Source organism: Paenibacillus sp. GM1FR (assembly GCF_002803315.1).
GTDB classification, from domain to species: Bacteria; Bacillota; Bacilli; order Paenibacillales; family Paenibacillaceae; genus Paenibacillus; species Paenibacillus amylolyticus.
Genome location: NZ_MKZL01000001.1, coordinates 80,407 through 105,285, shown reverse-complemented (window position 1 = coordinate 105,285; position 24,879 = coordinate 80,407). Strand labels below are relative to the sequence as shown.

22 protein-coding genes are annotated in these 24,879 nt (G+C 43.8%); 6 read left to right on the top strand and 16 right to left on the bottom strand.

Annotated elements, in window-relative coordinates:
- Window positions 1–10: 10 nt before the first annotated feature.
- Complete coding sequence (locus PAEAM_RS00480; RefSeq protein ID WP_036615937.1) at window positions 11–445, bottom strand: ribonuclease domain-containing protein; 435 nt, start codon at window positions 443–445, stop codon at window positions 11–13.
- 267 nt (window positions 446–712) lie between these two features.
- Window positions 713–1,474, bottom strand: coding sequence for an alpha/beta hydrolase (locus tag PAEAM_RS00475; RefSeq protein WP_100526236.1), 762 nt, complete (start codon window positions 1,472–1,474; stop codon window positions 713–715).
- 138 nt (window positions 1,475–1,612) lie between these two features.
- On the opposite strand from PAEAM_RS00475, the gene PAEAM_RS00470 reads away from it, so the two are divergent.
- The 3 genes from PAEAM_RS00470 (at window position 1,613) to PAEAM_RS00460 (ending at window position 4,522) form a co-directional block, all read left to right on the top strand.
- Window positions 1,613–2,224, top strand: coding sequence for a TetR/AcrR family transcriptional regulator (locus PAEAM_RS00470; protein WP_074095055.1), 612 nt, complete (start codon window positions 1,613–1,615; stop codon window positions 2,222–2,224).
- Window positions 2,225–2,251: 27 nt separating this feature from the next.
- A complete protein-coding gene (locus PAEAM_RS00465; protein WP_100526235.1) occupies window positions 2,252–3,133 on the top strand; it encodes an AraC family transcriptional regulator in 882 nt (293 codons plus the stop codon).
- 108 nt (window positions 3,134–3,241) lie between these two features.
- Window positions 3,242–4,522 (top strand): glycoside hydrolase family 27 protein, encoded by a 1,281-nt coding sequence (locus PAEAM_RS00460; RefSeq protein ID WP_100526234.1) that lies wholly within the window; start codon window positions 3,242–3,244, stop codon window positions 4,520–4,522.
- 58 nt (window positions 4,523–4,580) lie between these two features.
- On the opposite strand, the gene PAEAM_RS00455 is transcribed toward PAEAM_RS00460, so the two are convergent.
- The 3 genes from PAEAM_RS00455 to PAEAM_RS00445 all read right to left on the bottom strand — a co-directional run bounded on the left by PAEAM_RS00455 (window position 4,581) and on the right by PAEAM_RS00445 (window position 7,225).
- Entirely contained in the window at window positions 4,581–4,937 is a 357-nt protein-coding gene (locus PAEAM_RS00455) for a hypothetical protein (protein ID WP_100526233.1), read from the bottom strand.
- Between the two features lie 121 nt (window positions 4,938–5,058).
- On the bottom strand, window positions 5,059–5,787 hold the full coding sequence (locus PAEAM_RS00450) for an amino acid ABC transporter ATP-binding protein (protein ID WP_100526232.1): 729 nt from the start codon (window positions 5,785–5,787) through the stop codon (window positions 5,059–5,061).
- The gene (locus PAEAM_RS00445) at window positions 5,780–7,225 is read right to left on the bottom strand and encodes an amino acid ABC transporter substrate-binding protein/permease (RefSeq protein WP_100526231.1); all 1,446 of its coding nucleotides are present in this window, start codon (window positions 7,223–7,225) and stop codon (window positions 5,780–5,782) included. The genes PAEAM_RS00450 and PAEAM_RS00445 overlap by 8 nt, the downstream gene beginning before the upstream one ends.
- Window positions 7,226–8,117: 892 nt before the next feature.
- Here PAEAM_RS00445 and PAEAM_RS31650 point away from each other — a divergent pair.
- Complete coding sequence (locus PAEAM_RS31650) at window positions 8,118–8,498, top strand: hypothetical protein (protein ID WP_100526230.1); 381 nt, start codon at window positions 8,118–8,120, stop codon at window positions 8,496–8,498.
- A 439-nt stretch (window positions 8,499–8,937) separates the two neighbouring features.
- On the opposite strand, the gene PAEAM_RS00435 is transcribed toward PAEAM_RS31650, so the two are convergent.
- Entirely contained in the window at window positions 8,938–9,738 is an 801-nt protein-coding gene (locus PAEAM_RS00435; protein WP_100526229.1) for a hypothetical protein, read from the bottom strand.
- A 1,034-nt stretch (window positions 9,739–10,772) separates the two neighbouring features.
- Window positions 10,773–12,878 carry a serine hydrolase domain-containing protein gene (locus PAEAM_RS00430; RefSeq protein WP_100526228.1) on the bottom strand — a complete coding sequence of 702 codons (2,106 nt, stop codon included), beginning with the start codon at window positions 12,876–12,878 and terminating at the stop codon, window positions 10,773–10,775.
- A 285-nt stretch (window positions 12,879–13,163) separates the two neighbouring features.
- On the opposite strand from PAEAM_RS00430, the gene pdxR reads away from it, so the two are divergent.
- Window positions 13,164–14,594: a MocR-like pyridoxine biosynthesis transcription factor PdxR gene (gene pdxR / locus PAEAM_RS00425; RefSeq protein WP_100526227.1), complete on the top strand. Its 1,431-nt coding sequence runs from the start codon at window positions 13,164–13,166 to the stop codon at window positions 14,592–14,594.
- Between the two features lie 45 nt (window positions 14,595–14,639).
- A complete protein-coding gene (locus PAEAM_RS00420; RefSeq protein WP_100526226.1) occupies window positions 14,640–15,260 on the top strand; it encodes an NAD(P)-dependent oxidoreductase in 621 nt (206 codons plus the stop codon).
- A gap of 96 nt (window positions 15,261–15,356) precedes the next feature.
- Here PAEAM_RS00420 and PAEAM_RS00415 read toward each other — a convergent pair whose 3' ends face one another.
- The 9 genes from PAEAM_RS00415 to PAEAM_RS00375 all read right to left on the bottom strand — a co-directional run bounded on the left by PAEAM_RS00415 (window position 15,357) and on the right by PAEAM_RS00375 (window position 24,597).
- On the bottom strand, window positions 15,357–16,601 hold the full coding sequence (locus tag PAEAM_RS00415) for a serine hydroxymethyltransferase (RefSeq protein WP_100526303.1): 1,245 nt from the start codon (window positions 16,599–16,601) through the stop codon (window positions 15,357–15,359).
- 25 nt (window positions 16,602–16,626) lie between these two features.
- Entirely contained in the window at window positions 16,627–17,832 is a 1,206-nt protein-coding gene (locus PAEAM_RS00410; RefSeq protein WP_100526225.1) for a benzoate/H(+) symporter BenE family transporter, read from the bottom strand.
- A 19-nt stretch (window positions 17,833–17,851) separates the two neighbouring features.
- Entirely contained in the window at window positions 17,852–18,595 is a 744-nt protein-coding gene (locus PAEAM_RS00405; RefSeq protein ID WP_100526224.1) for a YggS family pyridoxal phosphate-dependent enzyme, read from the bottom strand.
- 324 nt (window positions 18,596–18,919) lie between these two features.
- Window positions 18,920–19,852, bottom strand: a complete 933-nt coding sequence (gene rbsB / locus PAEAM_RS00400; protein ID WP_036615972.1) for a ribose ABC transporter substrate-binding protein RbsB — start codon at window positions 19,850–19,852, stop codon at window positions 18,920–18,922.
- 14 nt (window positions 19,853–19,866) lie between these two features.
- Window positions 19,867–20,829 (bottom strand): ABC transporter permease subunit, encoded by a 963-nt coding sequence (locus tag PAEAM_RS00395; RefSeq protein ID WP_370511443.1) that lies wholly within the window; start codon window positions 20,827–20,829, stop codon window positions 19,867–19,869.
- Window positions 20,830–20,839: 10 nt separating this feature from the next.
- Window positions 20,840–22,321: a sugar ABC transporter ATP-binding protein gene (locus PAEAM_RS00390; protein ID WP_036615975.1), complete on the bottom strand. Its 1,482-nt coding sequence runs from the start codon at window positions 22,319–22,321 to the stop codon at window positions 20,840–20,842.
- Between the two features lie 14 nt (window positions 22,322–22,335).
- On the bottom strand, window positions 22,336–22,737 hold the full coding sequence (gene rbsD, locus PAEAM_RS00385) for a D-ribose pyranase (protein WP_017688515.1): 402 nt from the start codon (window positions 22,735–22,737) through the stop codon (window positions 22,336–22,338).
- Window positions 22,737–23,615 (bottom strand): ribokinase, encoded by an 879-nt coding sequence (gene rbsK, locus PAEAM_RS00380; protein ID WP_074095043.1) that lies wholly within the window; start codon window positions 23,613–23,615, stop codon window positions 22,737–22,739. Before rbsK ends, rbsD begins: the two co-directional genes overlap by 1 nt.
- A complete protein-coding gene (locus tag PAEAM_RS00375) occupies window positions 23,608–24,597 on the bottom strand; it encodes a LacI family DNA-binding transcriptional regulator (RefSeq protein ID WP_100526223.1) in 990 nt (329 codons plus the stop codon). The genes rbsK and PAEAM_RS00375 overlap by 8 nt, the downstream gene beginning before the upstream one ends.
- Window positions 24,598–24,879 lie beyond the last annotated feature (282 nt).

Below are 24,879 nucleotides of genomic sequence, written 5' to 3'. Positions count from 1 at the left end.
TTTCCTCCGTTTATTTTAACTGTTCAAATGACTTATAATGATCTGTCGTCTGGTAGATTAGACCGTCATTCGAGTATAGAATTCGGTCGCTTCCGCGCCGTCCTCCTGAGTAATTTATATCGGCTTCGTACCAGATCCGGCCTTTTTTGTTGGGGAGTAATCCTTCCCGGTTCCTGAACACGTCGCCGCCGATGCTTTTGCCTGGAGCAACTTCTCGCAGGTTACCTTCGCTTGGTTCCCATCCCAGATCTCTTGCCTCTTTCTTGGTAATATAATTTGGCGGGAGTTCATTGTGCTCCGAGATATAGTCGGCAACCTCATCAAATCCCATATCCTCCGAAACTTGAGGTGATCCAAGATCACGCAAAGACTCTGACGTACAACCTGAGAACAATAATGCAGCGAGGATGATCACTAACGTGTAAGCAAATTTTCTGAAAAACATAATCTTTTCTCCTTTTGATGTTCTTGCTCTTGCTGTCTTCCGTTTTGGTGCTATTTCGATGACAATGCTTCTAATGTTAACGATTTGTGGTAATTAAAGCAATTCTGTAAGCCTATTATGGAGTTGAAATTCAATCAATTAAAGCTGTTGCCTTGCTCCATTGAAGCATTATTTTTATTCTACAACAAAAAAAGCCGCTAAAATAGCGACTTTAATCGTACGACGATCATTACCATTCAACACATTCATTTCATTTAATAGTTTAATTTAATGTAATGTATCCATCCAGTTCTCCAGTGCTACAACAACCTCTTCCAACTGCTTTTCTTCTGTAATTGCAGGTTGATTATCTCCTTTTTGCATGCCGTATGAGCCAAATTGACCGTGATTTCCACCCTCAATACTCACATATGTCGTGTCTTCCGGAAGATTTGCTTTGGAGTTCTCCCAGTCTTCCCTGTTAAGCACTCCGTCATCCGAGCCTGTAATCTGTAAGATAGACAAGTCCGTATTCTTTACGCTCCCCCCTTCATCTGCATAAGAAGCCAAGAAAAAGACACCTTCCAACTTCTCATTGTGCTCCGCAGCATACCGTGAGGCAAATGACCCTCCCAAAGAATGGCCACCAATAACAAACGCTTCGTCAGGATGTTCCTCGATAAAGGAATCAGCCTTGTTTTGACCGAAAATCGCCAAGTTTATTGGCATGTTCGTGATATATACGCGGTGACCCTGTTCTGCCATTTCTCTGGCAAGTGGAGAATAACTTTCAGGTTCAACCAGACCACCTGGATAAAAAATAATATTCGGTTTGGTTATCTCTGTACCCACCGGTTCAAATCGGTAACCGTCCTTAATCTTGGCGACAATAACCTGAGCATCACTTGTCATCGCCGTTTCAGCTCGCTCAGTCGGACTATACGTAACCGAATTGAGATATACGTAAACGCCGGCCACGATGATAACAATGGACAAGATGGTCCACATAATTATTTTCTTCCATTTGTTAGTACGTTGTGCTGTTTTCAACCTTAAAACCACCTTAGTATGAGGATAATGATATGCCTTTTTTAACTCTTCATAATTATACTTACCGGTAAGTATAATTACAAGATGATTTTGCTTACTATCGTTATTTGTCATAAAATATTCATGGAGGGAAGTCCAATGACAGAAAAATCACCCAAACGATTGCCTGGAAGACCCAAACATGGCAACGATGATATCTCAATTCAGCAAACCATTATTCAAACCGCTTCACAGTTATTCATGGAGTATGGCTACGAAACAGTCACGCTTCAGCAGATTGGCAAAACATGTAGCGTGTCAAAACCAACCATTTATTATCATTTCACCAGCAAACCCGAGCTTTTTAAGGTTGCCTTTACAACGATGTTACAGAATGTGAGCCGGTTAACCTCGCATATCCTTGATCAAGCCGAGAATCTGGAGTCGGGGCTTGTTCGTCTGGCAGAGGCCAGACTGGGTAATCCACATGCGGAGATTGAAACCATGCTGAGAGAAGCTGAGCCTTTTCTTGAACCAGCTCAAATTCAGGATATACGCAACGCGGAGCATCAGATTCACGAAGTGTTAGCTTCCCATTTCCAACGGGCAATGGATGAAAACAGACTACGAACGGACGATCCATTTTTCCTGGCAGAGACCTTCTCGACATTGATGTTAATGGGAAATCGGGAAGATAACCTGCATAAATATGGTTCCAACTTTTCTCTAGGCCAGAAGCTAGTAGATATTTTCATTCGCGGAGCACAGTAAAAATTCAGGGCAACAAGGAGAGCTGACATGAATATCCCTAGAGGAACCTATGGGTTTCGATTCGCGGAAGACAAGGAGCTCCAATTGTGTGTACTGTATGCGGCTGGATGTGATTCAATAACCGATCCTTCTTATCATTGGGATGGACTCGAACGTTCGGACGGGCCTCTTCTGTTATTCCAATATACAGTCTCGGGTGAAGGTGTATTTGAGTCGAATAATCGCATTCATCATGTTACCGCAGGACAAGCTTTTTTGGCAGAAATTCCAGGGCCACATCGCTATTACTACCATTCAGCATCAAAAGAACCTTGGGAGTTTCTGTTCCTGCTGTTCAGGCCCACTCTTATTCTGCCCCATTGGAGAAAATTTCTTCGTGAAGCGGGAGAAGTTCCCTATCTTCCCGCTGATTGTACACCCATCCGACTGTTGCGGATGATTGTAACTGATGCGGCGGCAGGCAGAATCACTGATCCTCTGATCGCATCATCCAGCGTATATCAGTTCATGACAGAATTAACGCGATTACAGAAAACAACATTACGCAACAGGGAGAATTGGTCTGAAAACATTCAAATAGCCGTTGAATACATAGAAAACAACTACTCCAAGATGATCAGTATCGATCACCTAGCGGAGCATGTTTCCCTTTCCAAATATCACTTTATACGTCGCTTTTCCTCCAGTACGGGCTTGACGCCTGGTGCTTATCTAACCCGTGTACGTACCGAGAAAGCAATGGAACTGCTGCGCGGAACTTCTCTTAGCATTGAAGTCATCGCCGAGCAAGTCGGGTATTCCAGCGGAAGTTATTTTATCAAAGCCTTTCGCAGCATAACCGGCGTTACGCCAGGTGAATTTCGTAGTGGCGGAGAAAGCCTTGTGTACCGTAAATTGTTCTTCGATTAACCGCAATATTTTGCTATTCGACACTCAACATTACTGTAGATATTAATAAATTCCTTTATTATGATGAATTGAGCGAGAGCAATAATTAATCCATAAAGGAGCATTCCCATGAATCATACACTTGCAGCATCAACTCCACCGCTTGGCTGGAACAGCTGGGATTGTTACGGCGCAGCCGTTACGGAAGACGAAATTCGTGGCAACGCCGAGTACATGGCAGAACATCTTAAAGACTTCGGCTGGAGCTATATTACGGTCGACATTCAATGGTACGAGCCTTTGGCCAATTCTTCGCAATATCGTCCGTTCGTTCCACTCATCATGGATGAATATTCGCGACTTATGCCTGCCGAGAATCGGTTTCCCTCCGCTGCAGGTGGACAGGGATTCAAGCCATTAGCCGACTACGTTCATAGTCTGGGGCTGCAATTCGGCATTCACATCATGCGTGGTATTCCACGTCAAGCTGCACATGCGGCTACTCCGATTCTGGGAACAACCGCCACTGCGCGCGATATTGCTCATCCGAACTCCATCTGTCCGTGGAATACAGATATGTATGGTGTTGATAGCTCAAAAGAAGGCGCACAAGCCTACTACGATTCGCTTTTTGAACTGTATGCACAATGGGGCGTTGACTTGGTGAAGGTTGACGATATTGCTGCTTCAAGGCTCTATGACACCCATCAGCCTGAGATCGAAATGATATCCAAAGCGATTGAGCGCTCCGGTCGGCCCATGGTACTAAGTCTCTCTCCTGGCCCTGCTCCAGTAGAATACTCAGAATTCTTGGCTGATCATGCCAACATGTGGCGTGTCACGGACGACTTCTGGGACCTCTGGCCACTGTTATTGAATATGTTCGACCGCTGCCGGACGTGGCAGAGCGTTCCCCAAGCAGGCTGCTGGCCAGACTGTGATATGTTGCCTTTGGGTCATATCGGTATCCGTTCTGTAGACGGTGGTGGAGCAGATCGCTGGACTCGGTTCACACCTGACGAGCAGTTGACGATGATGTCACTGTGGAGCATCTTCCGTTCCCCGCTCATCTTTGGTGGTGAACTGCGAGATAACGATGACTGGACACTATCCCTGCTAACTAATCGTGAGGTTCTGCGAATGCATCGCGAGAGTTACGGAGCCAGAGAATCCTTACGCAAAGAAGATCTTATTGTGTGGACTGCCCAGCATACGGATGGTTCCTCTTACGTCGCTGTGTTCAACATCGGCGAGAATGCTCTACCTGTGTATCTGTCCATTGATGAGGTCGGACTGTCCGGCATTACCGAAGGTACCGAATTGTGGAGCCAAGAAGCAGCTCAATTAACAGAGAATTCCTTAGTTACTACTGTACCTGCGCACGGTGTGCGTCTCTATCGGTTTTCCTAAGCTTGCAAAAGAAAAAGAGAGGTCTGTCGTTCATTAGACAGACCTCTCTCTCATTTCATCAGTATGTATCCATGGCTTGAACGGCCAGATGAAATGCTTTAATCCTTCTTTCTAGAAGAGTCTTTTGCGGGCTACCTTCTTTGGAATTGGCATACGTGCTCTCTAGAGATGGGAACAATCCCATCAAGACAAGACGAGCTTCTGCGATATCTTCCTCCGTGTAGGGATGAGATTTCTGATTCCATACCTTTTCCAACAGTGCTAGGCCGATGTATAAAGCTTGGAGACGTTTCTGTAACAATGTTGTGTTATTCCTTTTCTCAGTCATATTCACTATGGCATTTTCCGATTTGCGGATCGTTGATTGAAAGGCTTTGATGGATTGCAGTTGATCTTCTTGTGACACGTTTTCCATAGAGTACTGACCTCTCTTTCTTGGCTTAGTTTGATCGGTCTTTCTATTAAATCACCTCATAAATATAACAAAAAAAGCCGCTAAAATAGCGACTTTCAATGTATTCATTCTCGATTCAGTGCTAGAGTACCTTTTCCAAAAAGCTGATCGTCCGTTCATTCTTCGGATTTCCAAATATCTCTTCAGGAGTGCCCTGCTCGACAATATAACCACCGTCCATGAAGATCACACGATCAGCTACTTCACGGGCAAAACCCATCTCATGGGTAACAATCATCATCGTCATGCCTTCGCTCGCGAGGTCCTTCATAACACCAAGAACTTCTCCTACCATTTCAGGGTCCAGAGCTGAAGTCGGTTCATCGAATAACATAACATCCGGATTCATAGCAAGCGCACGAGCGATAGCTACACGTTGCTTTTGTCCACCTGACAGTTGTGTTGGGAAGCTGTCTGCTTTATCAGACAAGCCCACACGCTCAAGTAATTTGAGTGCTGTATCACGAGCCTGCTGTGCATTTAATATCCCGAGTTCTCTGGGCGCAAACATGATGTTTTTAAGCACACTAAAATGAGGGAACAAGTTAAAATGTTGAAATACCATTCCAATATTTTCGCGAGCTTTGTTCAGGTTGGTTTTAGGGTCATTCAGGTCCTGATCATCCACGATAACCCGGCCTGCCGTAATCACATCTAATTGGTTAATGCAGCGCAAGAAGGTACTTTTTCCCGAACCGGAAGGCCCGATGACACAGACAACTTCTCCTTCGCTGACCGCCACATCAATTCCCTTGAGGACCTGATTCGAGCCGAAACTTTTTTTCAAACCTTCAACTTTTATTTTAGCCACGACGAACCTTCACCTCCAGATAATCAGCAATTTTGGTCAATGTGATAATGACAATCAGGTACATAACCGCAACCGTTAACCATATGTCAAAAGAGGAGAACGTTCTTGCAATAACGATTTTACCCGATTGTGTCAACTCTACGAGACCAATAACGGACAAGATTGACGTATCCTTCAACGTGATAACCATCTGGTTAATGAAGGAAGGAATCATAACCCGCACTGCCTGCGGAATGACAATCTTTATCATCGCTTTGCGATAAGGAAGTCCCAATGAACGAGCTGCCTCCATCTGACCACGATCAATCGATTGAATCCCGCCTCGGATAATCTCGGTTACGTACGCCCCTGCATTCAGACTAAGTGTCAGAATAGCCGCCAGGAACAATGGCATCGTGAAGCCCATCGCCTGTGGAATCCCGAAATAAATAAAGAATGCCAGGACAATCAGCGGAATGCCGCGGAAGATATCTACAAATACAGTGGCAACACCACGAAGGAATTTGTTCTGTCCCACCTTCATAAATCCGAAAATCAGACCGATGATAAACGCAAAGAAAAGGGACACAATCGTGTATAAAAGTGTTTTTCCCAGACCTTTAAAAAGTGAGGGAAGGGATTTCTGAATTAGCTCCCAACGCCCCAGGTTTGCGACTTGGGCATTCTCTCCAACATATTCTTCGATAATGCGCTTGTACTCACCGTTAGCTTTGATATTAACAAGACCCGCATTGAACATCTCCAGAAGTTCCTGATTTTTACCCTTACTTACCGCAAATCCGTAGGAAGCCCCGTCCTCTTTGTCGGTAACGATTTTCAATCCGTTATTTTGTTTTACCCCATATCTTAGAACGGGTTCATCTTCAAAACAGGCCACCGAATTACCGGTCATTACATCATCATACATTTGATATGATTCGTCGAATGGAACAATCGTAAACCCATATTTTGAGGCGATGGATTCAGCAAAGCTGTACCCTTCTGTTCCCGTTTTTACAGCGACCTTTTTACCACGAAGATCTTCGTAACTTTTAACGGTATCATTATTTGCGCTAATTCCCATAACTACGCCTGAATCATAATATGGCTCTGAAAAATCAAATTTTGCTTTTCTCTCATCCGTAATACTCATCCCTGCGATTACACCATCGACCTGATTAGCCTCAAGTGCCTGTACAGCCGCGTTAAATCCCAGAGCTTTGATTTGATACTTGAAATTTTGATCTTTGGCGATGGCATCTAGCAAATCTATATCGATTCCTACATAATTACCATTCTCATCTTCATATTCAAATGGAGCGAATACGATATCGGTTCCGATAACATAGGTTTTACCGGAATCGGATGCTGCAGCGGCATTCCCCGCCCATCCTGAAAGACCGCTCACCAGGAGCAGCATCAGTGAAAGTATAAAAAATGAGATCTTCGTTGTTTTCATGTGTCCTCCCCGTCTCGGTGTTGTCCGAATAATCATTATTTTCTTTGGAATCGGTATTACGGTTATACTTTTTGTCGATCTTTTGCCCACTTGATTGTTATTATTTACTGTATATTAACAATCAATGCTTTGCCTTTCCACTTGCAACATTTTCCTCCATCATTTTTTTCCAATAAGTAAATGTCCTTTTATACTTACCCCTTAGGTAGGCTTTACGAAACCCAATATTACATTTTGAATTAATTAGCGTTGCATAAAATTATTAATCACAAATATATATTGTTCGATAATTGTTAAAAAACAAGACTTTACTCCATAAAAAATCTCCATAATTAGGGGATCAGGTAATCCTGTCCAAATTCCTAGCTATAGGAGATCTCGCATCGACAAGGATACACTTTTTTCGTCATTTGGTAAATGGGTAGCTTCCTTAAATCAAAGAATAATTTTGCATTCGACACTTCAATGTGGTGACGATATATATGTCAAGAAGCTTAGCTCCTTAGCCTATCTTCTCATTTTATCGATGCTCAGCTTCGGGCTTTACGATATATTGTGACCAATATTCAGCATCATAAAAGTTCCACAGTGAACTTAGCATTGATTCCATAAGCACCTCCCAGCTTTCTCGAAAAACAATAAGGTTTCGCTAGAACTTCTTTAGCAATTGTTCTGTGATCTCGTCAGTCAGATCTTGAATCAGAGTTAGCCGGATTTTTCTAAGATTAGGAATGTAGAACTGTTCGATCCACAACGGTGAGCCTTGTTTAAGCAATAGAAGTGGCCGGAGTAACGAAAAAAAGCTGCATTTACGTTTTTCCTTTTGTGATCCAGTTACCTTCAATCCAGAGACGCCGTCCTGGTTTCAGCCAAACCGGTCGATCGTACAGAAATGGATTCGCTTAACGATGAAACGCATGTAACTTACCTCTTCGATCGCGGATATTTAGAATACGCCAAGTACAGTCAATACAGCCTGGATTTCATTTTCGATGTTGCCTTCTTCAAGGATAACGCCATCATCGATTCTTTGGGTGTGTTTTACATGCTAGAATCAATACTTATGACAAGAGACCACATAGTGAAACTTGGTCAAGAAAAGAAGCAGACCACGATGGTGTTTAGACTCATTCAAACGGCAGATTTAACTGGAAAAACTGTTCGTATTCTAACCCATCCCTTTGACTTGACGGAGGAAGAAACAGGGCCTTGTATCGTACGTTGGAATCTCGAGACATTTTACGTTGGATCAAGCAGAACGGTTCTATGGTGAACAAGAACATACGGTCTGAAATCAAGTTTGGATTTGCTTAAGTGCTTGTACCCTACAAAATGGAGTTCGTCAACTCAAGTCACTACGGGAAATCGGGCGATTTCTCAAGGTCATGAGGTTTCGATAATGGGTTACAATTAAGTACGAAATTAACTTAATTACTTGCTCTTAAGAACCTGTGGTTTTACTCGTTTCGAGCATCAAAATAATATTAATAATTTATTATATAAAGTTTATGCAACATACTGTTTTTGAATCTAAAAAATACATATGTAGTTTTAAAATGGGCTCAACTCCAAAATTAGTGATTGAAAATTTTATCGCCTACACGATACTGGTTACATTTGAAACCAAATACCCGCATCGTACAGTGACAATTAATGATCTTATAAAATTATAAAAATGGTGAGCAGGGACTTATCCTTGCTCACCATAATAACTAAGGCGTTATTCTTCCTTGAATCAATGTATTTAAATTTAGATTGAACAAAAGGTTGGTGTTGTGATCATACCATCTGGATTGCGTTTTAACTCCCATTTCCATAAACAACCCACCTACAAGAACTTCATCCACATTTGGAAATGGCTGTCTCAGATAAGTCTTGCCCAAGGTAATTTTCTCAATAACATGAATGAGTGCGTCTCTTTCGTTTACTGCACGACCATTAATCCCAGGTCCAGTTTGAACCAATTCACCACCAAATTGATTACCATAAAAAACTTTAGAGCTATCGTATTTGTTTCCTTTATCATATCTATAATAAACTTTATCTAAACCTACAAAAGTTTGCAGACCTTTTGTAACTTCATGATAAAATGTGGTAACCGTAACTTTTACTAATTGATTTGCGTCAGAAACATTACCTCCCATTTGGCGATTAACTGCAGCTAAAGTGACATCAGTTCTGTACTGTGATAGTGTATCGTTTGTTTTGAAGTTTATTGAATCTTGATAATGCTGAGTTGTGCTTTCTATTATTTTATAATCATAGTCTTCTGCTACAGTAGATTGAATTCCGAAGTTCATTGGTGATGCAGAGACTTCAGCTTCAATCTTTAGGTTGCCATCTCCACTTTCCTGTTTTGGTTTGAAATCTTGAATAATTTCATATCCTTCTGGCACTGGTAGTTTATCTGGAATCGATTGTACTTCAGAAGTTGAAGCAAATGCCCCAGTGACTGAACTGAAAAAAATAAGTGTTGTCAAAGAAAAACTGAAGAGTACTTTACCTTTTCTCATTGTTTTATCGTCCTCCTAGAATTTGGTTTTTTATTTCCAACTTTATGGTAACACAATTATAAATGGGTTAATATAGTAAAAATTTATTAATTAAAGTGTTTGTTAATAAGGAATTTCATGAAAAAATTACAATCCAGAACTTTTGTCCTACTACTTTTCCCCTAGTAACTTGTGCTGTAATGAAACTTCAGAAAACTGCAGTATTGTATACTCTCACGTATATAGGTTACTGGACAGTCATAAGGTCTTGTCTGAAAATTGGATTCAACACAAAAAAAATTCTGTAAAAAAAAGGGGATAGAGGAATATAAACAAAATAAAAAATTTACATATACTGTAATGTTGTAAATCCTACACTCAACCACATGAAATGAAAAGGATATGTAGATGCCCACCAGTATATCAATCAACTGCACGGATTATCAGAGATACAACTTCATAAGGTTCTCTCACTGACAGAATCCGTGGTCCACTTGGAGGCCTCTCTTTTGGAAGCAAGCTTTAATCCGGGGGTACGAATGTAAAAAACGGCAGGAGTAGTTTCCAGTTACTCACAACTGAATACATAGGTTGTGCAGAGGCATACCAGGGACTGAAACATCTAGTACCCTGAACCACTAAACAACATTGCCCGGTTTGCAGCTGTGAAGTGGGACCGCCGCAATAAGCCGCGTACGATTTGTCATATCAGCGTCTTTTACAAGATGTGTTTTTGAGTACTCGCCAAATTTTCAGGTGGCTAAGCTTGGGTTTATCATAAGTTGTCAGTAGGGGAGGGGATCGCGCACTTGGCCGTGAGAAGAAGCGCTTTAAAAACAATGCGAAATTGGGAAGAAGAAATCATCAATTAGCACCGCTGCCGCTAGAGCAATGTTACGGTCGAAGGACGTCATAATCGATTAAAGCCTAAATCGTTTAGCCCGTTAAAGTTTCAACCGCTAGTTTTGGAGTTGATCTTTAAACATATAGTTTGCATTGTTTAACAAAAAGCCGCGATTTCCGCGACTTTTTATTGTACAGTTTTTTATAATCTATTAATTTGCTCTGGTTGTCAATACAATCTCGAACTTCGAACCAGCTTCACCCGCGAATACAATAGTTCCGTTCTCAGGCAACACAATTTCGTTTTGTCCACTGACCACTGTATGATTAATGCCTATGCCAGCTTGGTTATATACAGCAAATGCGCTGTTTGCAGACATCTTGACCTTCATTTCTTTACCTGCAGCTGATGCTGGAATCGAATACCATGTGGCATGACCATTCGCCTGAATCGTTGTCTTTGATTGTTTTCCTGCATAGATCGGTTTGATGATGTCTTGAGCAGCATAAACGTTGCCTCCAGCTGTAACATATTCCACGCCATTTTCCTCATAGAAATTAAACTCCATCGTGTCACGGCCCGCCAATCCAGGAATTTGCAATTGGTTCACAGCTTGGTTAGCTCCAACGATTTTATTCGTGTAGACATAACCAGGTAGCTCATTAAAAGTATGAATGGGAATCATCGGCATTGCTGCGTTGTAGAGTGTTGATGTGTATTTTTCATTGACCAAGACGTAGGCTTTGCCTTCCCGTTTCTGCCATGCGGCCTTTACTTCTTCCGATAATTCATTGGTTTCAAGCTTTTCTGCCTTATATTCAGAGGAAGCAACTTGCCCAAGCCCAGGAACAGACTGATACGAGCGAGACCACAAATATGTGTTCCCGTTGACTTCCTGAACGAACTTCAGCTTTTCCGTAGCCGCATCATTAACAAATGAGCCATCAGGGGTGTACGTATAGGTCTGATCAGGACTGTTAGGAGTCGACAGATTAGATAGCGTTAATTGCCCATCATCTTTTACGTCCATCTTCATTAACATGTTTGCCCCACCCGCGTACATGCCTGTGTGCTGTGTAAGTTCCTTCGGCATGTTTGTTTTCACCGGTGCATCATGTGACTTCTCCGGCTTACGCTCTGGAATGATATTCTTCTCCTCAAGCGCGCCAAGCAACAGCTCAGTTGCCAGCAATTGATCCGTTGAACTATGACCACCCGAAGAGGTTACGGCAGCAGCCATATTATACTCCGGAAGTACAATCAATGAGGAATGATAGGTTATTGTATTGCCACCTTTGCTTACTGCCTGGATGCCGTAATCATTAAAAGGAAACAGGTTCACGCTGTCCCAGCCCAGGCCATAACCAATGGAAGAATCGCCTTCTTCTGGCCACATGCCTCTCTTGTATTCTTCTTGCTCCATGGCCTCTACGGATTCCTCCGAAAGAACACCTTCAACCTCACCTGTAAAGATTTTCGAGAACTGAATCAGATCTTCAGCGGTGGAATAGATGCCTCCCGAGGCAATCATATTTGTAGTCTCTAATGGGAGTTGCTCCTCATCCGAAGGGGCATATGTTGCTGCCATCTGGCTGAAGTCCACAATATCCTGCGGTGTTTTGGTATGCTCCATACCAAGGGGTTCAGTTATGTACCGGTGCATGAAAGTTGTGAAGTCCATGCCGCTGACCCGCTCAACCAGAATTTCAGCTAATGTAAAACCGTCATTACTATACACCGAGTATGCGCCAGGATCGGCCTTCAGATGTTGCGTCACCAATTGTTCCAGTAACGTATCATGGGCATAGGTATCATTATCTCCAAACAGTATTGCACTGTTACTTGACGTTCCTAGAAGTCCGGATGAATGATTCAGTAACATGCGTGGTGTAATCTGTTGGTAACGCTTGTCTTTCATTTTAAAGTCCGGAATATACTTCACGACAGGCTCATCAAGATCGATCTTGCCCTGGTCCACTAGCTTCATTACGGCGGTTGTGAGCATCATTTTGCTGGTTGAACCAATGCCATACATGGTATCTGAAGAAAGCGGGATGTTGTTTTTCAGGTCGCTTTTGCCTGCCTGACCGGAGATCACAATCTCACCCTCATCCATCAGTGCGTACTGCACACTTGTCGTAGCGTATGATTCAGTGAGTACCTTGGCCTTTGCACTTACTGCCTTTTTAGTTAGATCATACGTAGAGCTACTACCGTTACTGGTAGCGGGTGTGGCCATGGCCGACATTGGGGACATCATTGCAAACACCAAAGTTATGGCGGCGATAGACGTTCGTTTCTTTCGTGTCAATCTCATCTTCTCCTGTCTAGTCTATGGATTGGGAATCTCTGTGTTTGTACTCCCGTAGTGTAACCGAAGAAGATGAACTGTCTGTGGCTTGAATATGAATCGAGTATGAACCAAGCAGGACCGACCGAAATAAGTTAGACACACGGTAAAAATCGCTTTAGTCCAGCTTTGTTTTGTTTGCAAATTAAACTTTTGCTATAATGGTATATCAATCAATGGAGTGCCAATAAAATGGCTAAGTTCATAAATAAATGCAGTCCATAATTCAGCATGAGTAATGGAGTTGAAGCAATGCTAAAAGTTAATCGGAATGACCAACGCCCGATCTGGCAGCAACTTTTGGATCAAGCGATTCATAATATCACAACCGGGAAATGGCAACCAGGCGAATTGCTACTCCCCTCACGTGAACTTGCTCAATTAATTGGTGTTTCACGCTCAACCATACAGATTGTTTACGAGGAATTATTCAGCCGAGGGTATACGGTAACTTCCCGTCGGGCCGGAACAAGGGTTAGTGATTGGACATATGCACCTCGTTCATCAGAAGGCATCACGATGCAAGGGCCTATTCCGCCCGATCTGCCTACACTAAACGAATCGATTGGTCATCTGCATAGTTGGTTTGGCAATAGAGACAATCGCAAAATAGAAATTGATTTTAATCCCCACGAGCCTTATCTGGATGAAAGTTTCACAAAAGCCTGGAGGCAATCCTTTTTACAAGCTTCTACTGAACCCAATCTGGATCTTTGGGCTTATGGCGATGCCAGAGGGTTATTGGCGTTAAGAGAGCAGATTCAACGTTACTTGTCACTTGAACGAGGCATTCATATCGATGTTGATCAAATCTTGTTAACCTCAGGTGCACAACATAGCATCGATTTAATTGCCCAGGCTCTCTTAAGTGAGGGAGACAGAGTTTCGGTTGAAGATCCCGGCTTCCCTGCCGCTTGGATGGCGATGAAATACCGCCGGATGCAAGTCGATCCCGTTCCGGTTGATGAGTATGGATTATGTGTAGATCATATTCACCCACAGACGAAACTCGTATTTGTCACACCTTCTCATCAATGCGCCGTTGGTGTTATTATGTCGGAGCCACGCAGGCAACAATTGATGCACTTGGCAGCTCATCATCGATATTGGATTGTTGAGGATGACTACGATAGCGAATTTAGGTACCGTGGAGATCCACTTCCAACTATATTTAGTCAGCAACCTCAGAATACGCTTTATATGATGAGTTTTTCCAAAATGGTTGCACCTGGCATTCGACTATCCGCTATCATCGGCCCCAAAATAGCCATCGATCGCCTTACCCAAGTTCATGAATTAACCTATCGTCATCTGCCGATTATGGAACAATTAACGCTAACTCATTTTATTGAGCGTGGTCATTTTATGCGCCATATGAGAAGAGTTCGGAACATATATCGACGCAGACACGAAGTTATGACCAAAGCCATTGTTGCTTCTGGGTTAGGCTCACGATTTACATTAAGTGGCGTGGAAACGGGATTACATATGCTTCTAGAATCTGAAACGTCATTTGACGAAGAAGCGCTGACAAATGCTGCCCTTGATCAAGGTGTACGCGTGTATCCGCTTAGTAGATATTGCTTGGAGAGTCATCGAAAAGGATGGATATTAGGTTTTGCAAAAGTGGATGAGGAGCAGATTGAGGAAGGCATACATCGGCTTGCAAAGATTGTATTATGATGGAGAACATGCTCTCCAATCGGATTCGAAAGGATGTTTTTTGTAATGAAAATTTTAGTGTTAGGAGCCACCGGACGGGTTGGAAGTCATTTCGTCTCTAATGCCCTACGTTCTAATCATCATGTAACTGCACTGGTTAGAAGCCCGGAAAAGGTACAAATCAACGATGACAATTTCGTTCTACATCAAGGAAACGCTTTAGTCAAAGAGGATATTCATCACGCCATACAGGGTGTGGATCTCGTTGTTAGTTCCTTAAGTACCGATGGAACAACTACATTATCGCAATCCATGGGACATATTGTTGAGGCTATGGCTCAGGAGCGTATCAAAAGAATCATTACCGTTGGTACAGCAGGAATATTGGAAAGTCGAACGGATCCTGGCTTGCTTCGTTTTCAATCCCCTGAGTCCAAACGTAAGTCCACGCGAGCAGCTGAAGAGCATCTGGAGATGTACAACATTCTGAAGGCTTCAGAGTTAGAATGGACCATCGTGTGTCCTACCTACTTATTTGATGGAGAATCTCTCGGTAAGTACCGGGTTGAGCGCGACTATTTGCCTGACGGTGGAACTTCTATATCTGTAGTCGATACTGCGGAGTTTGCTTATCAGCAATTAATGTCTGATGAGTATGTACAGTCTCGTGTAGGTATAGCCTACTAGGGCTGTCTTAAGTTTCAATATAAACAAGCACATTACGAGCCTGCAATTGTTATCCATTAGGAACAATTGCAGGCTCTATTTGTGTCTGCTGTTGAGCTATTTAAGCCCTTCATATAGAGGAAATTGCGAAGTGATTTCACGGACACTACCTAATATTTGATTTTTCACATCCGAGTTCTTTGGATTTTTAAAAGCAAGCCCTATCAGCTGAGCAATTTCTTTCATTTCCCTGGCTCCAAGCCCTCTTGAAGTCATAGCCGGAGTTCCAAAACGAATACCGCTTGTAACCAAAGGACTTGCCGTATCGTGAGGAATTGCATTTTTATTCGCCGTAATCCCTACTTCATCCAGTAAAGCTTCGGCTTCTTTGCCTGTAAGGCCCATAGTTCGTAAGTCAACCAACACGATATGATTATCTGTTCCTCCCGATACAAGGGTAAGTCCTTCATTCATTAAAGTTTCTGCCAATACGTTGGCGTTATTCAGAACACCTTCAATATATGTTGTGAACTCGGACTGCAATGCCTCGCCTAATGCCACCGCTTTCCCCGCGATAACGTGCATGAATGGCCCGCCCTGAGTCCCCGGGAATACAGCTTTGTCTATCGCCTTTGCCCAGGACTCCCGGCACAAAATGGCTCCCCCTCGTGGTCCTCGTAAGGTCTTGTGTGTGGTGGTTGAAACAAAATGGGCATGTGGTACCGGGTTAGGATGCAAACCTGCCGCAACAATTCCTGCTATATGCGCCATATCTACAAAGAAAAGAGCTCCCACTTCGGCGGCAATCTGGGCAAATAATTCAAACTCAATGGTCCGCGGGTATGCACTTCCACCTGCAACAATCATGCGTGGACGATACTTATAAGCAAGTTTACGTACTTCGTCAAAGTCAATGCGGCTCGTCTGTGCATCGACACCATATGAAACAAAATTGTAAAACCTACCTGAAAAATTAACAGTACTTCCGTGTGTTAGATGACCACCCTGGGATAGATTCATGCCAAGTATTGTGTCCCCAATCTCAACCGAGGCAAAATATACTGCCATGTTGGCCTGAGAACCGGAGTGAGGCTGCACATTCGCATGTTCAGCACCAAAAAGTGCTTTAAGGCGGTTATTTGCTATCTCTTCGACTGTATCGACATGCTCACACCCGCCATAATATCTTCTGCCCGGATATCCCTCCGCATATTTATTGGTCAATACCGAACCTGTTGCTTCCATCACAGCTTGACTTACAAAATTCTCTGATGCAATCAGTTCTATCTTATCCCGCTGCCTTCCAAGCTCTTGCTGGACAGCCATTCCTATTACTTTATCTTGCTTCTCCAAATGTTTCATGAACATCTTCCTCTCCATATTACGGTTATTTATTCGTTCCAAGTTGTTTTTTGGGAAATTTACTATTCATCAGTAGATGTGCCATCATTCCTGCAAACAGTCCCCAAAATGCACCACCCACACCAAGCAAAGTCACATTCGCTGCTGTCGCCAAAAACGTAATCAATGCAGTTTCACGTCCCTTAGGGTCCGTTAATGCATTGGCAAGACTGCCACCGATCGTTCCAAGTAAGGCTAATCCCGCTAATGTTGCAATAAAGGTAGCAGGAAGAATCAAAAACAGAGCAGCCAATGTTACGCCAAAAATGCCGACAAAAATATAAAAAACACCACAAGCAATACCTGCAATATAACGTTTGGTTGAATCCTCATGTGCATCCTTTCCTGTACAAATCGCTGCTGTAATAGCTGCCACATTAAAAGCATGTGATCCGAATGGGGCTGCAAGAAGCGAACCCAAACCTGTTACAGCTAAAATAGGATTGGCACTTGTCTTGAATCCATCATTACGCAGAACAAGCATTCCGGGCATATACTGCCCTGTCAAGGTAATAATGAACAGCGGTAGTGCAACGCCAAGTAAGGCGTTTAACGAAAACGCTGGAACAACAAATACAGGCGATGCTACAGCCAATTGGATTGTACTGAAGTCTGTTTTCCCCATGCATATCAAATAAATCAAACCGATTGCCAATATGCCAACAATGGCGTAACGGGAAGTAAACCTTCTTAGCACGATATAGCCTGCAAACAGTACAATCACAAGCAAAGGATCTACCTTCGCCCCTCCAAAGGCCGAAATACCAAACTGTAGCAAAATACCTGCTAACAATCCGGAGGCGATGCCTGGGGGAATAAGTCGAACGAAACGTTCAAACATGCCTGACAAACCTAAAATAATAAATCCGACTGCTGAAATCATGTAAGCGCCAATAGCTTCTGGATAAGGGGTTAGCGCTAATGCTGAAACGAGAAACGCCACACCCGGTGTAGACCAGGCTGTAATAATCGGTTCCTTATATCGATAACTGAGCCAAATTCCTGTTACTCCTACCCCAATCGAGATGGACCAAATCCAGGAAGAGGTCATTTCCGGGCTTAAACCAGCCACTTTTGCAGCTTGAAAAACAAGGATAAACGTACCCCCGTAATTAACAATTACGGATATTAAAGCGGCGATCACCGGAGATATCAAATTACGGCCGCGTAGCGAAGGGGATGCTGTCTTCATATTTAACACTACCTCTCACTTAATCATCGATGCGTGTGTTTTCATTCCAGTAATACTCGTCCGGTAAATAGCGTTGACCAAATACACTTGTCCCTACACGTATCATTGTAGCTCCTTCTTCAATGGCGACTTGGAAGTCACTAGACATACCCATCGATAAAATATCCATTTCTACGCGTGGAATATTTTTCTCTTTAATCTGTGTACGGATCTGGTTTAACAATCGAAAACAATGTCGTGTTTCTTCGTTTGTCGCATTCAGTTTTCCAATGGTCATTAAACCTTTCACGTTTAATGTCTCGAATTGAGCCAACTGTTCTACAAGCTCAACGGCTGTTTCTGGAGAGGCACCAAATTTACTTTCTTCGTAGGACGTATTAATTTGCACAAGAATGTCTAAGGTCTTATTCTCTTTGAGAAGCTGGTTATGTAACGCTTGACCCAGTTTCAGACGATCTACGGAATGGATGAGAGTAACATATTTAACTACGTCCTTTACTTTATTTGTTTGCAGATGTCCGATAAAATGCCATTCAACCTGCTTGCTTTGTTCCATGAGTGGGAATTTGTCTCGGAGTTCTTGAGCTTTGTTTTCTCCAAACAGGACCTCACCTGCTTGAATAGCTATTTGTAATTTCTCTAGCGGTACCGTTTTGGTCGCGAGCAACAACTTGATGTCCTCTATGTTGCGACCTGAAGCCTGGCAGGCCAATGCCATTTGCTGTCTTACAGCTTGAAGATTTTCTTCTACTAGATGTTTCATGTCAGCCACCTTCTTTCTATTCCGAACAGGAATGAATCAATGAGATTAGCTCCTCCTTATGTATTGTGAAGACTGTGTAGAACGTCATGCTAGTATAGCAACGCATGGATTGGATATACATATCCAAAAATGCTCTTTTGGAACAGTCCAAAACGACAAATTGGACATTAATTCAATTGGGGTTCCTTTAATATGCTTTTAAAAAGTCAATAATCTGATTGATGTGATGCCCCCACGCTTCTTCCAAAATGAAAAAAGCCGCTAAATTAGCGGCTTGGTTTAGTTCTATGTTCATGTCCAAGAAGATACATGTTTTATGATGATTTACTCATTCACATTTTCCTTCGTTACCAGCTTCAATTCAGCGGGAATCGATGACTCCACCTGCTTGCCACTGAGCACATCCAGAGCTGCTTGCAGCGCCAGTTGGCCAATCAGTATAGGCTGCTGAGCGACTGTTGCCGTCAATTTCCCATCCTGAATGGATTTGATTGCATCATCATTGCCGTCGAATCCGATGACCGGAATGTCTTTACCTGAGCTTTGAATCGCTTCAATCGCACCAAGTGCCATCTCGTCATTATGGGCAAATACTGCCTGCACGTCAGGATTACCTTGTAGCAAGTTCTCCATGACATTTAACCCTTTGGACCGATCGAAATCAGCAGATTGTTTGGAAACCACATCAAGTTGCTTGTCAGCCACTTCATGGAAGCCTTTACCCCGTTCTCTTGTTGCGGAAGCGCCAGGCACACCCTCAAGTTCTATGACTTTTGCTCCCTCACCCAGTTGTTCCACAAAATATTCAGCTGCCATGCGTCCACCTTTAACGTTATCAGATGCCACTAGTGCCGCCACTTCGCCTTTATCTGCGGAGCGATCCAGCGTGATCACAGGAATGCCCACACTATTAGCGGATTGAACCGCTGTGGAGATCGCTGCAGAGTCCGCGGGGTTAATCAGAAGTGCACTAACACCTTGCTGAATGAGATCATCCACATCATTGGTTTGTTTGGCCGAATCGTTCTGCGCATCCACCACGATGACCTGTATTCCCTGTTTTTTGGCTTCAGCCATTACCCCGTCCTTCAGTGATACAAAGAATGGATTGTTTAGTGTAGATATAGACAAACCTATTTTCTTCTGTCCGTTACTTTTGTTTGGGTTAGGTTTCGCCCATTCCGGTGGCTCCAGAGAGCACCCGGCCAGAACGATGATCATCAGCATACTTATGAGTGTTACAGTCCACTTTTTCATATTCGCTTCTCTCCTTATGCTGTTTTCTTGCGGTCCAGCAGGACGGCAATGGCAATGACGATACCTTTTACAACCATTTGATAAAATGAGTTTACTTCAAGCAAGTTCAATCCATTATTCAACACGCCGATAATCAGAACACCGATCAGTGTACCAACGATGCGTCCGCGTCCTCCAGCAAGACTTGTACCACCCAATACAACTGCTGCGATTGCATCCAGCTCGTAGGATGTACCTGCCGTTGGTTGCGCTGAATTCAAACGCGATGTCAGAATTGCACCTGCCAGAGCAGCGAGCATACCCGTCAGGGAGTAGATCATAATTTTCACGCGATTAACTTTGATACCCGAGATAATGGAAGCTTTCTCATTACCGCCGATGGCGTACGTTTTACGACCAAAAGCCGTTTTATGCAAAACAATCCACAGAATCATGAAGGTAATCAGCATCGTGATTGCAGGTACCGGAATGCCCAGCAGGTAACCGCGGCCAAACAGTTGGAACAACAGGTTATCCCCGAGCCCTGTAATTGGATTACCATTGGTGTACACCAATGTCAGTCCTCTGAATATCGTCATGGTTGCCAATGTAGCGATAAACGGAGCCATTTTACCTTTGGTAATCATTAGTCCGTTCACCATACCCATGACACCACCGAGTGCTACACCAATAATGATGGACAAGATCGGATCGAGACCAGACAACATCATATTTGCTACAAAAGCACTGGATAAAGCCAGGATTGAGCCGACCGACAGATCAATTCCACCCGTCAGGATAACAAACGTCATACCAAAGGCAATCAGCGCATTAATCGAGACTTGACGCAATAAATTCAAGATATTAAGCGGTTCCAAGAAACTTGGATTCAACACCGATACGATGAGAATAAGAATGATTAAGCCAAGCAGCGGTCCCAATTTTTGTATCACGTTTGAGAAACGGAATCCGCTTTTAGCCGTTTTGTTTTCCTGCATTGTTGTCATATCACTGTCCCCCTGTGGCCAATGTCATAATGTGTTCTTGTGTTGCTACTTCCCTTGCAACCTCGCCACTGATGTGTCCCTCATGCACAACCGCGATCCGGTCGCTCATGCCAAGCACTTCAGGCAGCTCCGACGATACCATGATGATTGCAACGCCGCGGTCAGTCAGTTCATTCATCAATTCATAGATTTCGCGCTTCGCCCCGACATCCACTCCGCGGGTAGGTTCATCCAGGATAAGTACGCTTGGTCCGATACCAACCCATTTCGCGATAACCACCTTCTGCTGGTTACCCCCGGATAGATTCCTTGCCGCCGTCTCGGAGGATTGCGTTTTGATCTGTAGACGTTTGATCAATGTATCTACGAAGTCTTGTTCTTTTGAAGTTGAGATGAAACCTTTGCTTGAGAAACTGAACAGATTTGGCAACGCCATATTCTCGCGAATAGAGAAGTCTAATACCAGCCCTTCATCCTTGCGGTCTTCTGTAATAAACCCGATTCCATGTTTCACTGCATCTGCCGGTTTACGAATGTTCGCTTTTTTGCCGCGGATGAAGATTTCACCGCTATCCAACGTATCCAAACCAAAGATGGTTCTCATGATCTCTGTTCGTCCAGAACCCATGAGTCCTGAAAAACCGAGTATTTCCCCCGCTCTCACGGTGAAGTTAATATTCTCGAATAGACCTTTGCTACTTGCATTCCTTACTTCGAGGACAACTTCACCATAAGAAGGATTCCGGACAGGATAACGCTCGGTAAGTTCACGACCTACCATTTTCCGCACCACTTCATCAAAGCTTGTCTGCGGAATAGCTTGTGTGTCTACCGTTCTTCCGTCACGCATGATGGTAATCCGGTCACAGATCGTGAATATCTCCTCCATTCGGTGAGAAATATAGACGATGGATACGCCTTCCTTCTTCAGCGAGCTGATTACACCAAACAGCTTCTGGATCTCACGCTCCGTAAGTGCTGCTGTTGGCTCATCCATAATGATGACCTTGGCATCTGTCATTAGCGCTTTGGCAATCTCGATCATCTGTTGCTGCCCGACAGAGCACTCTCCCGCAGGACGTTCCAGTGGTATGTCTACGGAAAGCTTGGCGAACTGTTCTTTGGCAAGCGCTTTCATTTGTCTTGTATTGAGCAATCCGAACGATGATGTCAGTTCTTTACCAATAAAGAGATTATCCAGCACCGTCATTTCAGGCCATACATTCAGCTCCTGATGTATGAATGTGAGACCCAGTTTCTCGGCTTCCTTCGGACTTGCAAAATAGTTTTCTTCTCCGTCTATGGTAATGGTTCCCTGATCACGCTGATGAAGACCAATCAGAATATTCATCAGTGTGGATTTGCCGGCTCCATTCTCCCCCATCAGGGCATGAACTTCACCATCCTTTAGTTCAAAATCCACTCCGCTCAGCACCTGATTCGTTCCAAACGCTTTATGAATGTCTTGCATCTGAATGTGCATTACGCAACCTCCTTTTAACCGAAATGGACTCCCGATTGTAAAATGCAATTGGCATAGGGTGTGGCTTCACCTGTGCGGATGACCGCTTTCACCTGCCGAGTTAATGCTTTGAATTGTTCATGGCTGACGGAAGCATCAATTGCTTCTACCCCGAATTTCTCTGTGATGAATTGCATAGCTACGGGATTGCCTTCGCAAATCTCTTCAGCCACAATGACTTTCTCAATGACCATATCTTCTGCGATCGCTTCCACCACTTCGCGAAAACTTGGTGTTCCCAGTTTGAGGGCCAGATCAATTTTGAGTACCCCGTCCGGTACCGGCAGACCTGCATCCGCAATCGCAATCATGTCCGTATGGCCCAGATCAGACAAAATCTTGGAAATGTGACTATTCAACATGCCATTTCTTTTCATTACAAGCTCTCCTCTACTTCATCACGCGTCGGCATGCCGCCCTGCGCTCCGAACTTGGTGACGGACAACGATGCAGCCCGATTGGCGAAGCGTATACTCTCTTGTAACGCTTTTCCTTCAGCCAAAGCAACTGCAAATGCGGCGTTGAACGTATCCCCTGCCCCCGTAGTATCAACAGCCTCAACTTTATAAGTTGGGACTAGAATTTCCTCAGTGCCATCAAAGTACCGTACACCTTTACTGCCCTCCGTAATGAACAACTTGTTAGGATACTGACGTAATGCCTGTGCAGGACTCATGCCCTGAAACAAAATCTCGGCTTCATGCTCGTTTGGCGTGATATATGCGGCATTGTCGATCACTTCTTGCGGCAATGTTCTCGCCGGAGCGGGATTAAGCAGCAGCGGTGTTCCGAGTTCTGCACACAATGCACTCACATGCACAACCGTTTCCTCCGGAATTTCCTGCTGAATTAATACGATATCTGCATCGCGGATCACTTCAGCTGCTTCATCGACATATGCAGGAGTGACTTCCCGATTCGCCGCTTCAACCACTACGATACTATTATCACCTTCTGCCAGAATGATATGAGCCGTACCACTTTCTAAATGTGTAACCGGTTTCACATTTTGCGTATTTACAGCATTTGCTCTAAAGTTCTCTAAAATATCTTTGCCAAAAGCATCGTCGCCTACCCGGCCGATCATCGCAACCTCGGCGCCCAGTCGTGCAGCGGCAACAGCCTGATTGGCTCCTTTGCCACCTGGAACCGTTTTGAAGCTATCGCCAAGAACGGTTTCCCCCGCTCCCGGCCGTCTTGACGAAGTAACAACCAGATCCATTGAACTGCTTCCAATTACACATATTTTAGCCATCTGATCTCACCTTTCTCGTAGTGCCCCGTTCGATGAAACTTACGGGCAACTGTATGTTTTTATTCTCTATTGCAGCTTGTTCCACAAGCTGGATAAGTAATCCCGCCGCTTCTCTTCCCATCTCGTATGCTGGTTGACGGATGGTGGACAATGCCGGCGATAACAGGCTGCTCATCGGAATATCATCGAAACCAATCACTTGTACGTCATCAGGAACCTTTTTTCCGATTCGTGATGCCTCATGCAGTACTGCCATGGCTGCGATGTCATTGCTGGCAATGACCCCGTCTGTGTCCGCATATTTCCTGAATAATTCTTCAGCCCATACACCTGCCTCGTTAATTGAAAATGAGGTCGTCTGGATCACCCGGTAGTCTAACCCAGCATCACGGATGATTTCAATCGCCCCTTCAAAACGATCTTGAGCGGGTCTGATCTGTGACGGTCCCTGCATAACTGTGATCCGGCGACTGCCGCGTTTGATAATCTCCCTTGCAGCTAGTCTTCCACCTTCCCTACCATCCGCATACACGGATGGACGATCCAGTGAAGTTCTGTCCAGAAACACGACGGGAATCTTCAGTTTTTCATATATTGAAGAATGAGGATAGTTCGTTGAAGAGATCACACCGACTACGTTGTTCTGGATAAACGTCTGGATGTAATCCTGCTCCTTCTGTTCATCCTCATCACTATTTCCAAATATCAGTCTATAATCCTGCTCCTGCATCCGGTCCTCTACGCCGCGGGCCAACTGCGGGAAGTAAGGGTTCGTAATATCCGGCAACAACAGGCCAATCAGTTTGGACTTGCGTTTATATAATGAGCGAGCCACTTCATTTGGCGAAAAGTTAAGCGCCTTCACAGCATCTTCCACTTTTTTGCGTGTGTCCGCATGAACATAACCTCTATCATTAATGACTCTGGATACGGTGGCAACAGATACGCCAGCCAGTTGAGCTACGTCTTTAATTGTTGTCATAAGTTGCTCTCCTCTATGTGTAACCGGTTACAGACATTAAATTATCATATTATTTTCAATTTGACAAGCGTTTTCATTCTGGAAATTTCTCCAAGTATACATAAATGTGCACTGGAATCCATCTATATCATGGTTTTCTCCTGTCAGGGAGATCGTTACTTCATAGACGTAAAGAGGCCATCACTCGATTAAAACTCAGAATGATGGCACCCAGATCAACATAAGAATCAGCAATCTCCTGAACTTAATTAGCCTTTAATTAACAAATTAGATAGTACCATT

Excerpts from the sequence above, each read along its gene's own strand:
- PAEAM_RS00480 (WP_036615937.1), bottom strand. The coding sequence starts at position 445 with ATGTTTTTCAGAAAATTTGCTTACACGTTAGTGATCATCCTCGCTGCA.
- PAEAM_RS00470 (WP_074095055.1), top strand. The coding sequence starts at position 1,613 with ATGACAGAAAAATCACCCAAACGATTGCCTGGAAGACCCAAACATGGC.
- PAEAM_RS00465 (WP_100526235.1), top strand. The coding sequence starts at position 2,252 with ATGAATATCCCTAGAGGAACCTATGGGTTTCGATTCGCGGAAGACAAG.
- PAEAM_RS00460 (WP_100526234.1), top strand. The coding sequence starts at position 3,242 with ATGAATCATACACTTGCAGCATCAACTCCACCGCTTGGCTGGAACAGC.
- PAEAM_RS00455 (WP_100526233.1), bottom strand. The coding sequence starts at position 4,937 with ATGGAAAACGTGTCACAAGAAGATCAACTGCAATCCATCAAAGCCTTT.
- PAEAM_RS00445 (WP_100526231.1), bottom strand. The coding sequence starts at position 7,225 with ATGAAAACAACGAAGATCTCATTTTTTATACTTTCACTGATGCTGCTC.
- PAEAM_RS31650 (WP_100526230.1), top strand. The coding sequence starts at position 8,118 with ATGGATTCGCTTAACGATGAAACGCATGTAACTTACCTCTTCGATCGC.
- PAEAM_RS00435 (WP_100526229.1), bottom strand. The coding sequence starts at position 9,738 with ATGAGAAAAGGTAAAGTACTCTTCAGTTTTTCTTTGACAACACTTATT.
- PAEAM_RS00430 (WP_100526228.1), bottom strand. The coding sequence starts at position 12,878 with ATGAGATTGACACGAAAGAAACGAACGTCTATCGCCGCCATAACTTTG.
- pdxR (WP_100526227.1), top strand. The coding sequence starts at position 13,164 with ATGCTAAAAGTTAATCGGAATGACCAACGCCCGATCTGGCAGCAACTT.
- PAEAM_RS00420 (WP_100526226.1), top strand. The coding sequence starts at position 14,640 with ATGAAAATTTTAGTGTTAGGAGCCACCGGACGGGTTGGAAGTCATTTC.
- PAEAM_RS00415 (WP_100526303.1), bottom strand. The coding sequence starts at position 16,601 with ATGAAACATTTGGAGAAGCAAGATAAAGTAATAGGAATGGCTGTCCAG.
- PAEAM_RS00410 (WP_100526225.1), bottom strand. The coding sequence starts at position 17,832 with ATGAAGACAGCATCCCCTTCGCTACGCGGCCGTAATTTGATATCTCCG.
- PAEAM_RS00405 (WP_100526224.1), bottom strand. The coding sequence starts at position 18,595 with ATGAAACATCTAGTAGAAGAAAATCTTCAAGCTGTAAGACAGCAAATG.
- rbsB (WP_036615972.1), bottom strand. The coding sequence starts at position 19,852 with ATGAAAAAGTGGACTGTAACACTCATAAGTATGCTGATGATCATCGTT.
- PAEAM_RS00395 (WP_370511443.1), bottom strand. The coding sequence starts at position 20,829 with ATGCAGGAAAACAAAACGGCTAAAAGCGGATTCCGTTTCTCAAACGTG.
- PAEAM_RS00390 (WP_036615975.1), bottom strand. The coding sequence starts at position 22,321 with ATGCACATTCAGATGCAAGACATTCATAAAGCGTTTGGAACGAATCAG.
- rbsD (WP_017688515.1), bottom strand. The coding sequence starts at position 22,737 with ATGAAAAGAAATGGCATGTTGAATAGTCACATTTCCAAGATTTTGTCT.
- rbsK (WP_074095043.1), bottom strand. The coding sequence starts at position 23,615 with ATGGCTAAAATATGTGTAATTGGAAGCAGTTCAATGGATCTGGTTGTT.
- PAEAM_RS00375 (WP_100526223.1), bottom strand. The coding sequence starts at position 24,597 with ATGACAACAATTAAAGACGTAGCTCAACTGGCTGGCGTATCTGTTGCC.